The 12,855-nt window shown below is 46.4% G+C and carries 9 protein-coding genes; 6 read left to right on the forward strand and 3 right to left on the reverse strand.

Annotation, left to right across the window (positions count from 1 at the left end; genetic code table 11):
• Positions 1-374: 374 nt before the first annotated feature.
• From QUB61_RS22925 to QUB61_RS22935, 3 genes are all read left to right on the forward strand, one after another.
• Positions 375-1,136, forward strand: coding sequence for a ZIP family zinc transporter (locus QUB61_RS22925; protein ID WP_333132357.1), 762 nt, complete (start codon positions 375-377; stop codon positions 1,134-1,136).
• 174 nt (positions 1,137-1,310) lie between these two features.
• The gene (locus QUB61_RS22930) at positions 1,311-3,752 is read left to right on the forward strand and encodes a bifunctional serine/threonine-protein kinase/ABC transporter substrate-binding protein (protein WP_333132356.1); all 2,442 of its coding nucleotides are present in this window, start codon (positions 1,311-1,313) and stop codon (positions 3,750-3,752) included.
• A gap of 271 nt (positions 3,753-4,023) precedes the next feature.
• A complete protein-coding gene (locus QUB61_RS22935) occupies positions 4,024-4,746 on the forward strand; it encodes a PHP domain-containing protein (protein WP_333132355.1) in 723 nt (240 codons plus the stop codon).
• Positions 4,747-5,207: 461 nt separating this feature from the next.
• Here the strand turns inward: QUB61_RS22935 and QUB61_RS22940 are convergent, their stop codons facing one another.
• The gene (locus tag QUB61_RS22940) at positions 5,208-6,374 is read right to left on the reverse strand and encodes a CO2 hydration protein (RefSeq protein ID WP_333132354.1); all 1,167 of its coding nucleotides are present in this window, start codon (positions 6,372-6,374) and stop codon (positions 5,208-5,210) included.
• A 283-nt stretch (positions 6,375-6,657) separates the two neighbouring features.
• On the reverse strand, positions 6,658-8,172 hold the full coding sequence (locus QUB61_RS22945; protein WP_333132353.1) for an NADH-quinone oxidoreductase subunit M: 1,515 nt from the start codon (positions 8,170-8,172) through the stop codon (positions 6,658-6,660).
• Positions 8,173-8,300: 128 nt separating this feature from the next.
• On the opposite strand from QUB61_RS22945, the gene QUB61_RS22950 reads away from it, so the two are divergent.
• Complete coding sequence (locus tag QUB61_RS22950; protein ID WP_333132352.1) at positions 8,301-8,912, forward strand: Uma2 family endonuclease; 612 nt, start codon at positions 8,301-8,303, stop codon at positions 8,910-8,912.
• Between the two features lie 144 nt (positions 8,913-9,056).
• Here QUB61_RS22950 and QUB61_RS22955 read toward each other — a convergent pair whose 3' ends face one another.
• Complete coding sequence (locus QUB61_RS22955; protein WP_333132351.1) at positions 9,057-10,931, reverse strand: NAD(P)H-quinone oxidoreductase subunit F; 1,875 nt, start codon at positions 10,929-10,931, stop codon at positions 9,057-9,059.
• A gap of 1,072 nt (positions 10,932-12,003) precedes the next feature.
• Here QUB61_RS22955 and QUB61_RS22960 point away from each other — a divergent pair.
• Positions 12,004-12,315 (forward strand): carbon dioxide-concentrating mechanism protein CcmK, encoded by a 312-nt coding sequence (locus QUB61_RS22960; RefSeq protein WP_006635059.1) that lies wholly within the window; start codon positions 12,004-12,006, stop codon positions 12,313-12,315.
• A 95-nt stretch (positions 12,316-12,410) separates the two neighbouring features.
• Positions 12,411-12,752, forward strand: coding sequence for a carbon dioxide-concentrating mechanism protein CcmK (locus QUB61_RS22965; protein WP_006635058.1), 342 nt, complete (start codon positions 12,411-12,413; stop codon positions 12,750-12,752).
• Positions 12,753-12,855 lie beyond the last annotated feature (103 nt).

The following is a 12,855-nucleotide window of genomic DNA, read 5'->3' on the forward strand; positions in this document are numbered from 1 at the left end:
TGCTTTATATTCTACCATGCTGTGCCTAGATTGTGAACCTTCTTTTTTGCTGTTACCCCGATTTATTGAGCGGATACATTTTTTTTATATCTTTCGTTCCCGGGTAAGGCCTGGGAATTTGTTTCTATTAGTCATTAGTCATTAGTCATTAGTCATCAGTCATTAGTCATTAGTCATTAGTCATCAGTCATCAGTCATCAGTCATTAGTCATTAGTCATCAGTCATCAGTCATCAGTAATCAATTATTGGAAATTGCGTGCTTCCGAGGCCGTACCTCGATTGGTTGATAAATGCTGTATCTGCTGTCGAGCCGTAATGAAAACTATATAATTTTCGAGCGGGCATAAAAAAATTTTCCTCTGAGGTGCGGCTGATGTTTCCAGTGTGGTTGCAGGCAGGATTTTGGGGTTTAGTAGGGGGTTGGGCCTTGCTACTGGGAGCGGCAGTGGGTTACTTTGTGAGCATTCCCCAGCGGGCGATCGCGACAATTATGGCTTTTGGCGCCGGTGTGCTGATGTCAGCGCTATCCTTTGAACTGATGGATGAAGCTTACAAGGGCGGCGGTTTCGACTCAACGGCGATCGGCTTTTTGGGGGGCGCTGCTGTCTACACAGCCGCCAATTGGTTTTTGAGCCAAAAGGGAGCAAAACACCGCAAGCGATCGGGCACTTTGCACCCAGCTAAAACAGAGTCAGGCGATGGGGGATTAGCCATCGCCCTCGGCGCGCTGTTAGACGGGATACCGGAGTCGATCGTCGTTGGCGTCAGCATGATTTCTGGAGGCGCTGTCAGTTGGGTGACAGTAGCGGCAATTTTCCTCTCCAACATTCCCGAAGGACTCTCCAGCGCCGCCGGCATGAAAAAAGCAGGGAGATCGATCGGTTACGTTTTTGGAGTTTGGGGCGCGATCGCAGTTATTTCCGGTATCGCAGCATTGTTAGGATATACGCTTTTTAGCCACTTTTCTGCGGAAGTAATAGCCGCTACTACCGCCGTAGCAGCCGGGGGTATTTTAGCAATGATCTCAGATACTATGATTCCCGAAGCATTCGAGGAAACTCACGATTTTGCTGGACTAATTACTGTCTGCGGGTTTTTAGCTGCTTTTGTACTCAGCAAGTTAGGGGAAAGATAATTGGGAATTAGCCATCAGTCATCACTAATGTATAATTGCGAATTGCTGAGAGTTATAGTGTTTTTGATATAGACACAGACGAATTTGATATGTTGCCAAGCTGTATCTGGCAACAAAAAAGCTTATAATCAAAACATTAAAGGGCGCAGCCTGTCAAGAGGTGTTGGAAAATTTATGGGTGTCAACATAGGGGATATCCTGCACGAAAGCTACAAAATTATCGCTTTGTTGGGACAGGGAGGGTTTGCTAGAACCTACACGGCTGCACAAATAAACAAACCTAATTATCCTCTGTGCGTTGTTAAGGAAATTCCTTTTCCCTCATCGAACGATCCGCGAGTCTTGGAGATGGGAAGGAAGCGATTTGACAGGGAAGCTAGCGCTTTGTGCCGTCTGGGGAGAAACTCGCGCATTCCCGAATTATTCGATCGCTTTGAAGCAAACGACCATTTTTATTATTTAGTTCAAGAATACGTTGAAGGACATCCGCTCAGTCAAGAACTCACTGCGGGCGATCGGTGGAATGAGAAAAAAACTGTTGCCTTTTTGCGGGAAGTTCTGGAAATATTAGAATCTGTCCACAAAGAAAATATTATTCACCGCGATATTACACCTGCTAACTTAATTCGGCGCGAAACAGATAAACAAATTGTTTTAATAGATTTTGGGGCGGTCAAAGAAATCAGCACTTTTACGGCTAACTCTACAGGTGAAATATTAACATCCCAGGCGATCGGCACCAGCGGTTATATGCCTGCCGAACAATACAAGCCGCAGTCTCTCCCGCAACCCTACAACGACATTTATGCTCTCGGAATCATCGCCATCCAAGCTCTCACCGGGCAACGTCCCACCACTCTGCCGCAAGACCCCGAAACTTGTGAAATTGTCTGGGATTACTCGACGCCCGATCGCCCTGCGGTACAAGTTAGCGACAAGCTCAAAAATATTTTAACCAAAATGGTGCGTTACCACTTTCAAGACCGCTACCAATCTGTGGATAAAGTTTTGCAAGACTTGGATTCGCTTCAATTGCCACCGCCACCGCCACCGCCACAACCACCGCCGCCACCGCCTGTAGGGGACTTTCGTTGGTTGCGGTTCGGAGTTGCGGGACTGGGCGCTGGATTGGCGATCGGACTTTTAATCCCCAGAATTTCCCCGCCGCGAATCCCCAGAATTCCCCCGGGACTAACCCTGCCTACACCCTCCGCCGATGGTGTAAGTTCCGGCGAAAAACTCCTAGTGCAACCCTTCGCCCCTTGGCCAAAACAAAGGGCAATCAATGAGTTTGCCGATGGAAATTATCCCGAAGCTTTAAAATTGCTCCAACAGTTTTGGAAAGAAGAGCGCAAAGATCCAGAAACTTTAATTTACATCAACAATGCTCTGCTGAAGGCAATAAATGCAGAATATTACACGATCGCAATTGTTGTTCCCATCCGCAGAAATCAGGACGGCAGCATCCTCGACGCAAATTTAGCCGAAGAACTGCTGCGCGGCATTGCTCAAGCACAAACCGAAGTTAATTTAGGTCTTCTCAAACCCAATGACAGCAGCAATAAAGATTTTCCCGGTCAAGGCTTTCTCCAACCCAAAGCTATTAAAGGAAAAGGTCTCAAAGTCATCATTGCCGATGACGGCAATATCGAATCCTACGCCAAGCAAAGGGCTAATTATCTGGTCGCTCAGCCCGATATTCTAGCAGTCATCGGACACTATACTAGCGACATGACTGTTAAAACAGTAGATATTTACAATGACAATAAATTGGTCGCCATTTCTCCGGGAAGCACAACAGAAGAACTGACGCGAAAACCTAGAAAATTTTTCTTTCGGACGGCTCCGACAACTAGCATAGAAGCTGAATCTTTAGTAAATCAACTGCTCATGGCCGGTGAGAAAAAAGCCACCGTATTTTACAATCCCAACAGTCCGTTCAGCGCTTCTTTGTGGGAAGAATTCAAAAAGCAATTTGAAGCCCAAGGAGGAGAGACTTTTAGAATCCGTAATTATTACGACTTATCTAAAAATAATTTTAAGGCCGAAGCAGCAATCACAGAAGTTGAGAAAGCCGGAAAAACAGCCTTAGTTCTCATTCCCGACGGTCAAGTCACTGATTCCCTGGAAAATGCGCTGGCAATGATTAAAGCTAACAACGATCGCAATTGGGTTGTCGGACCCTGGACGCTGTACGATCCGAGAACGTTAGAACTAGCAACACAGCTAAAGTCTGTTGAAAAACTGGGTATATCCGTGTTTTGGCATCCGTTAATAAGTTTTGACAAAAAATTTCCGCAAAATGTTGAAAAATTGTGGGGAGGCCCGGTCAATACTCGAGCGGCTTTAACCTACGATGCCGCCCGGACGCTGATTAAAGCCCTAGAAATGCAGCCCGAACCCAGCCGCGAAGGAATGCAAAAAACTTTAGCCGATCCCAACTTTAAAGCCGAAGGAGCTACGGGTATAATTGAGTTTGACTCGAAGACGGGAAATCGGAAAAATCCTCCTAAACTATTGGTGCATATTGTACCGTGTTCTAAAGAACAGTTTGGTTTCACCTTTGTACCGATCGAATTTCCCACAGCCGCAGCCGCAGGTTTAAAGTGCGAGTGAATTAATATTTTGTGCCATTCTCCACAAACCTGTAGGGGCGGGTTTTACGAAGTATAACTGCCTAAAATCAATAATCTCATAAACCCGCCCCCACCAGACGATAAAAACCTCGATAGATAATGGTGTAAGATGTGCGAGTGAATTGATATCTTGTGCCGAAGGCAGTAGTCGGCCAGAGCTTTAAACCCCACAGCCGACTATTGCGACAGGTGCAACATATCAATTTATTAGATATATTAACAAAAGCTAGTTTTTTTTTATAAGAATCCTTATGGCTATCAATCTCGATTCCCCAAAAAGTTCTAGCCTCAAACCAGAAGCCCAGAATATATCAGCACTCAAACAAGTCTTCCAGACAATTGATGCCGATAGCTGTCCGGGTTCCTATAACTTCCACATGCACACAGTCTACTCCGACGGGCGATTGCACCCACAGAAATTAATGGAAGAAGCAATAGCCATAGGTCTCAAAGGCTTAGCTATCACCGACCACCACTGCACCCAAGGCTACGTTCAAGCTCAACTTTGGCTGGATAATTGGAAATTAAACCATCCCGACAAAAATAGCGAAGCACCTAGTCTGTGGACAGGCGCTGAAATTAGTGCCGAATTGCTCAACAATGAGGTACACATTCTCGGTTATGGCTTCGATCCGCAACATCCCAGTATCAAACTATACTTGCGACGTGATACCGGTACTGAAAGTAGCGATAATTATCCAGCACCAATGGTAATTAAAGGTATTCAGGAAGCAGGAGGTTTAGCAGTTCTGGCCCATCCTTGCCGCTATCGATCGACCGCAGAGCAACTAATCCCAGAAGCAGCCCGTTTGGGCATTGACGGTGTAGAAATTTACTATGCTTACGGTAATCCCAATCCTTGGACACCGAGTCCCAAACAAACTGCTTTAGTCAAAGATTTAGCAAAAACTTATGGTTTGCTTGGAACTTGCGGAACCGACTCCCACGGGCTGAGTATTCTAGTCAAAATCTAAATATTTTGAAAATAACAAGTGCTTTATCCTGTCATTGCGAGCCTAAGCGTTAGGGGAGCCATCTCTTATGAAAGCAATCGCAATGACCCGAAAACAAGCAGTTCACCATGTCATATTATGTCCGCTAAAACGATCGCTATAAAATTGGTTCGTAGTGAAGACTGAAGTCCTTATAAAAATCCGAGGACTTCAGTCCTCACTACTTGCCTGATAACGGCTATAGCGGTTCGATCGCGTGGTGAGGTATGCCCACGGAGGCCACGGAGGCCACGGAGGCCACGGAGGCCACGGAGGCCGTGGGCACGTCGGAACATGTTACTGAGAAAGGCTATATTTTACTGGACTTGCTCTGATTGCGATCGCCAGAATTAGCTTTCGCGATCCAAAAGAAAGCAATCGCCAAAGCCGGTAATATTTTGGCAACTCCTAGAGACATTTCTCCCTAAAAACCAGTGGCCATTCTACCGTTCGGGGAACAACTGACAGGCCCTGTTAGTTGGCTGATTTGCCCAATCCAAGCGAGAATTCCCAAATCGATCCATCCAACCTTCCAAATAAGCGCGATTAGCCTTCATTTCCTCTGGATCGGAGGTATTCATGGGATGAGGTGCTAAACCCAAAATAGTCGCCGTCGTCACGCAAAACATCGACTTCTGAAAACTCTGGCAAATTTGCACCCGCAGATCGTCTTCACCCCGACAGCTACTGCGATAAACTTCGTGCAAATAATCCGGCAGAAAATGCCGCATATCTTGCATCAATTGAGTTGGCGGAATCCCTGCACCTCCGATCGGTAAAGGGTCAGCAAACAAAGCCCCGTAGGCAAATTCTCTTTGTTCTTCCGGGATTTGATGAGCTTGAGCATTGTATGAAACTGTGCCAAAAAACGCAGTACCCCGAAAGAAAACAGCCTCTACATAAGGCACGGCTACATCTGGTAAAAATGTCAAATTAGCCGTCGCTGGCAGGATATCGTAGACTTGAGGGCCAATCTTGACGCTGTAGGTAATCGGTAGGCTGGCCGCGGCGACTAAACCGGCTTTGACAAAATCAACTACATCAGAAATAGACTTAGTTTCCCCTCGATCGTAGGAATCCGATAAGTCCATGAACAAATCGCTCATTACCCGCCAAAACTGACCGAGACCGGTGTAGTAAGCCAGCATCCGCACTTGTTCCGGCAAAAAATCAGGAAATGCTTTGTGGAGTCCCTGCATGAAAAAATTACCTTTCAATTTAGCCGCGATCGCCTTTTCGGCCAAACTGCTAAATTCCGGAGAATCCACATAAGTGTCCAAACCGCCGCCGCCGTGCCAAAGCATTGTTCTCATGCAATACTCAGCATACTCAAAATTAATGCGATCGTGCCACCAATAGCGAATTAATTTCGGCAGCGTCACCTCTCCATTGAAATATTTAAAAAACGGAAAAAGCACTAAAAACTGTTCTTCAGCGATGTAGTTGAGATTGCGGGAGTAGGCATCGAGAACCACACCGTAACTTTTGAGAATGCCGACTACTTCTAGTACATTTTCCGCCGATTCGGGAAGCAAAGCTTTGCCTGATTCCAAGATTTCAATGTATGCGGCTAGGGGATGGGCAGACGGTTTTAATACTGTGCTTTTCATCGGGATTCAGCCTGAATTTAATAACTGTTTTTTTACTGTTGAAAGCTCTGCTATTATATCATTTTTGGCAATACAGGCTACCTAAACACACAAATATTTACTTTATTTCGATGTAAAAATACATACCCTACTGGACGCAATCTAGATCGAAGAAAGCAGGTTTTTTACGGTTTTTGCGGGGTGCGCTTGTTTGTAGTGAGTAGGACCATCCTCAGAAGTTTAGGATGACTTGCATTCCTCACTACAAACGAATTGGATTGCGGTCGAGCGACCAGAAGTCCTATCAGTCTAAGTTATGAGCAATCACTTTAACTTGGGGTGGCACATTAGCTACCATTCCGATCGCAGTTTTCTCGCTCAAAGCAACTAAAACACCCGGCTGCACTCCCATGATTGTGATAATTATTGCTAAAATCAGCGAAGGAATGCGATCGCGCCAGCGGACTTGAGGCAAATTTACCACCAAATCCGAAAGGCGGCCGAAAAAGGCGCGGTTGACCATAAGTAAAAAGTAAACTGAAGTTAAACCAGTGCCGATCATGCAGAGGAAAGTTTGCACGGGAAACACTGGCAAACTGCCCCGAAACATCAAAAATTCAGCAATAAATCCAGCCAAACCCGGAATGCCGGCACTTGCCATCACCCCGACGATCATTAAACTGCCAATCATCGGCAAACCGCGATCGGGATTGAACAAACCTTTGAGGACATCGATGTTGCGGGTGCCGGATTTTTTGTAAACAACGCCGACACTCAAAAATAGCAGCGCCGAAATTAAACCGTGGCTAACCATTTGTAAAACAGTTCCCAGCATACTAATCGGAGTAGCTGCGGCGCTAGCTAACAGAATGTAGCCCATGTGAGCGATCGAACTGTAAGCTACAATTTTTTTCATATCTTTTTGGGCGATCGCGCAACTCGCCCCGTAAAGCACACTCACCACCGCCCAACTCGCCAAAATCGGCGCCGCCACCGCCCACGCATCCGGAAACAAACCCAAACCAAAGCGCAGCATCCCATAAGTTCCCAGCTTCAAAAGCACCCCAGCCAGCAGCACCGAAACCGGCGTCGAAGCTTCTACGTGAGCATCCGGCAACCAAGTATGAAAAGGCACCAAAGGAATCTTAATGCCAAAAGCCAGCAACACCCCTGCAAGCAAAACAATTTGCCTTACCAAAGGCAATGGCAATCCTCCTTGCAAATGCGAGGCGCCCGCTGCACCAACCATATCGAAACTAGAAGCACCGCTGAGCCAAACCACCCCCAAGAAAGAAGCCAGCAGCACAATGCCGGAAAATGCAGTATAGATTAAAAACTTAGTAGCAGCATAACCCCGGCGCTCCCCTCCCCAAATCGCAATTAACAGGTAAAGCGGAATCAATTCTACCTCAAAAAACAGGAAAAACAGCAGCAAATTTTGAGATAAAAAAGCCCCCGTTACGCCCCCCGTAATTAACAGCATCAAAGAATAATAAAGTCGAGGTCTGCGGATCGACTCATCCGTAGCGTAAATAGCGACCCCTGTCAGCAGAGTATTTAAAATTACCAAAGGCAGAGACAAACCATCAACGCCGAGATTGTAATTCAATCCCAAAGCATCTATCCAAGGAACGAATTGCGAAAACTGCAACTGACTCGTACTGGCATCAAACTGAGCTGCCAAAATCACCGAGAGAATAAAAGTTATGCCCGCAATGGCGATCGCGACATTCCGCACTATTTTAGAACCGATCGCACCCGGCCAGAACCCAATTAGGGCTGCCGCCAAGATTGGTATCCAGATTAAAGCACTGAGCATCAATTAAAACTTTCCTTTGTTACAGAGTTTTTAGAACTATATTTAACATTAACGCAAAGCAACCGCATAAAAAAGCGTCCGGCTGACTTTATTGTTAACATAGATTCAAACGTCTCTGGAATCCTCCTATGACCTCAAGTCTTACAGATCGAGAAGATTTGCAAATTAAATCCGGTTCTCCTTCCACCCGCCTAACAGTTGCCGACTTAGAACAACTGCAAGGTATACTCTGCGAAGCGCATCTAGACTACCAATTAGAACTCGTAGACGGGAAGATTATCATTATGGGCCCATCAGACATTGTATCGAGCGAAATTGGACTTGAGTTTGGCAGTCTTTTGCGTAACTGGGTCAAACCCCGCAAACTCGGACGAGTTTTTGAGTCCAGCGGCGGGTTTATCCTCCCCAATTCCGATCTGAGAGCTCCCGATGTTTCCTTTGTGACAGCCGTGAGCCTCAAACAAAGTAAAAGGTATTTTGCCGAACTCGTTCCCGACCTAGTTGTAGAAATCAAATCTCAGTCCGATCGCCTCAAACCCCTGCGAGAAAAAATTCAATCATTTATCGAACTCGGAGCAAAAGTAGGAATATTAATCGACCCAGACAAGCGCACAGTAACAATTTACACTCCGACAGCCGAGCCAGTTGTATTGAGAGACAGCGACACGATTTCAATTCCCGAACTTTTGCCCGGTTGGGAAATTGCGGTGACCGAATTGTGGCCCATCGACTTTGAGTAAAAAGAGATAAAAAAGCAGACAAACCCAGAATAAAATCATCTGCGTTCATCTGCGTACATCCGCCCTCATCTGCGGTTTAAAATTAAATAACATCAGCCAAAAAGCAGACAAACCCCAAAAAAATCATCTGCCAACCTCTGCGGTTTAAAACTGCCAAACAACCAACGCCACCAACACAGCAACCCCCGTCGCAATAGTCAACACATAAAACTGCGACTGACCGGTGCCGCTGTACTTCAACCCTTCGCCGCTGAAAATTGTAGCAAAACCAAACAAATTCACCGCCCCGTCCACCAGATACTTGTCAGTCCAAGCGCTGATTTTAGAAATAGAAGCCACAGCCCAAACCACAGTCAGGCGGTAAATTCGATCGATATAAAAATCGTAAGCCAACAAATCCTGTACCGCCGGAACCGGCAGCCGTACCGGTCGAGGTAACACCCCGTACCAATAAATCGCCACCCCAACCGCAACGCCAATCAACCCAGATAACATTAACAGCGGAATATCGAGAGTCTTCAACAGCAAATTTAAAGCATCAAAATCCCCCGTTTGCGCCCAAGGGCCAGTCCAACTAATTAACAATTGCCACTCCTGCAACATCCAAGGCACCAACAGCGCCATCACGGTCAAAATTACCATCGGCAAAGCCATCGGCCAACCGACTTCTGGAGCTCTGCGAGTTTTCGGCTGCGGTTTTCCGACAAACACTAAACCGAATATGCGAGTTAAATTTAGCGCCGTCAAACCATTAACCAAAAGCAACACAATTACCAGCCACAAAGGCACAGTCCAAAAACCGTTGAGCCAGCGCCGCATCGTCCAAAAGTTGCCCATAGGCAACAGCGCTACCATCCCCGCAGCGCCTACTAAATAAGCCGTAGTCGTGGCAGGCATCTTCGACCACAACCCACCCATTTCAGTTAAATCTTGACTGTTAGTTGTGGCAATAACTGAGCCTATGCTCATGAATAATAGGCCCTTGGCGATCGAGTGCGCGAACAGCAACAGCAAAGCAATGTCAACGTGATTTTGCCCCACCGCGATAAACACCAAACCCAAAGAAGCGCTGGTAGAATGCGATAATGCTCTTTTGATGTCGATTTGGGCGATCGCCACCAAGGAAGCGCCAACAGCAGTGACCGCACCCAAAACCACCAGCACCCCATCAGTCACCGGCGACAGCGCTAAAACAGGCTGAAGTTTAATCAAAACATAAGCCCCACCGCCCACAACTACCGTATTCCGCATAATCGAAGCCGGGTTGGGCCCTTCCATCGCCTCGTCGAGCCACAAATGGAACGGAAATTGAGCGCACTTGGCCGTAGGTGCGGCAATTAAAGCCAAACCTAAAAGAGTCGCCACTACGGGAGACAAAGTTGCGGTTTCCGCCCATTTTTCCAAGTCGGAAAAATTCAAACTTCCCGCTAAAGTTGAAAGTGTCACTACTCCCATCAGCAGCAGCACATCTCCTATACGCTTGGTTAAAAACGCATCGCGAGCGGCTGTTACTACCAGGGGTTGAGCGTACCAAAACCCGACCAGCAAGTAAGTTGAAAGCGTCAGCATTTCCAACAAAGCGTAAGTTAGAAGCAGCGAGTCGCTAATGGCAATGCCGCTAATTGCCGCTTCAAAAAAACCGAGCAGCCCAAAAAATCGAGCTAGCGCCCAGTCTTTTTCCATGTAGCCAAGAGCGTAAATTTGTGCTAGCAAACTCAGAAGTGTAACTAACTCCATTGCTCCGACGCTGACCGTGGAGATTTCTATGGCAAAAGACAAATCTAAATCTGCTGCTTGCACCCAGTGGACCAGCAACTGTTGGGGCGGTCGATCCCAAGTCGCTGTAAAAATAACTGACCCGTGTATGAAAGCCAACACACTCATCAACAAATTGAAGTAAGCCGCCGGTCTGGGCCCGGTTCTGCGAACTGTTCCTGTAGACCACGGCAAAGTTAAAATTGCGCCTATTAAGCCATATAAAGGTACCCACCAACAGGCTTGCAGGAGAAATTGAGTCATAAAAATACTCGGTAAGTGGGAAACGAGTGTCACAAAGAGTGCTGACAGGGAAACGACGCGAGCGGTTTCAACCGCCGTGAATCTTGTCATTACCGCGCAAAGGATTGCTAAATTCGGTGTAATGAATGTGATGTATTTTCACTCTTGACAATTACTATCTCAAACTTCGCAATCCGCTCACGCATAATGTTTGCTCTTTTATGAGCCTAATTGAGACGGGTTATGTTAGCTTGCCCCGCGAGTTAATGGTCGGTACTCGATCTAGGACACTGATTTAACCCAATAAGTCTGTTTCATCCTAAATTTCGCAATTCAAGGAACTAGCTGAGCATCCCTTGGTAGGTCTTTAACTGTTACCGTTAACGTAGTACGCAGGTACACCTCTGGTCAACTCGGGTTTAAGTCAAAGGCCCGAAGCGAGCGTGTCTTTAGACCTGGGTTGTTGACTTAATCTATCCCTTAAACTTGAAATTACCGCCTGCCTTTATACAAAAAACAGTCGCGGGCGATCGCCCGATACCCAAAAACTTTGACTAAACCCGATCGTATAGTTCCGGCAAAATAATTTGCACCCAAGATTCACTATACATTAAAGCATCAAAACTGAGAATTCTCTCAATAGAAATTTACAGGCGCAGCCGGCTCGGCGCTCAAAGAAAAAAATGCCGGCTCATCAGCTAAGACTGCCTTTTTTGGCCATTTCCCCGCGATCCCCATTTTTGAAATCCCCAATTTTCCCGGCACCGCTCGCCTCCGGCTTCACATACCGAACTCTACTTTATCAGTATTGTTACTTACTCTAATCCCCGATCGGCGCCCACATCTACTCCTCTCAATATTAACTTTATTAAATAAATATTAAATTATTTTAAGTAACATAAAAAATTTTAATTTTTGTTATTAAACATTATGATGTTAGTTTATATTGTCAAGGTGGACAGCTTCCCCTATTCTTAAAGGATAGGAAGCTTTACACTGCATTACTAAATAATGTGGGCCTCCCCGTCCAAATTTTTAGATTTCTCAAAGATTTGTAACGGTAATTTCACTAATCCTCAAAGGAGATTCAAAAATGTCAATTGCCGTGGGAATGATTGAGACGAAAGGTTTTCCCGCTGTTGTGGAAGCTGCCGACGCTATGGTCAAAGCTGCCCGCGTTACCCTCGTGGGCTATGAAAAAATCGGCAGCGCCCGCGTTACCGTAATTGTGCGCGGCAACGTGTCGGAAGTCCAAGCCTCAGTGGCAGCCGGCGTGGAATCCGTCAAGCGGGTGAACGGCGGAGAAGTCGTGTCTACCCACATCATCGCTCGCCCCCACGAAAACCTAGAATACGTTCTGCCGATTCGATATACAGAAGCAGTAGAACAGTTCCGAGGCTACTAAGTTCTTAGCGCACGGAAATTTTGTTTGACGAAAATTAGTGCGCTGTCAAAAATTAACTGTTTAGTTCCCCAAATATTCAATCAGGAGTAAAACCAATGGCAATTGCAGTCGGCATGATCGAAACCTTAGGCTTCCCCGCAGTTGTAGAAGCTGCTGACGCGATGGTCAAAGCAGCCCGCGTCACCTTGGTAGGCTACGAAAAAATCGGTAGCGCTCGCGTTACAGTCATTGTCAGAGGAGATGTCTCCGAAGTGCAAGCCTCAGTCGCTGCGGGAGTAGAGTCAGTGAAGCGCGTTAACGGCGGACAAGTGATGTCCACCCACATTATCGCCCGCCCTCACGAAAACTTAGAGTACGTGCTGCCGATTCGCTACACCGAAGCTGTAGAACAGTTCCGCGAAGGCGTGAGCGGCATTCGCCCTCTCAACAGATCGTAAGATAGGCCGTCATGCAATAGGGCATTAGGTAATTAAAAATTAAAAATTAAAAATCGCGATGTTTTTGATTTAGCATTTTTAATTTTTAATTGAGGTGGGCATG

This window comes from Microcoleus sp. C2D2 (genome assembly GCF_036702495.1).
Lineage (GTDB): Bacteria > Cyanobacteriota > Cyanobacteriia > Cyanobacteriales > Microcoleaceae > Microcoleus.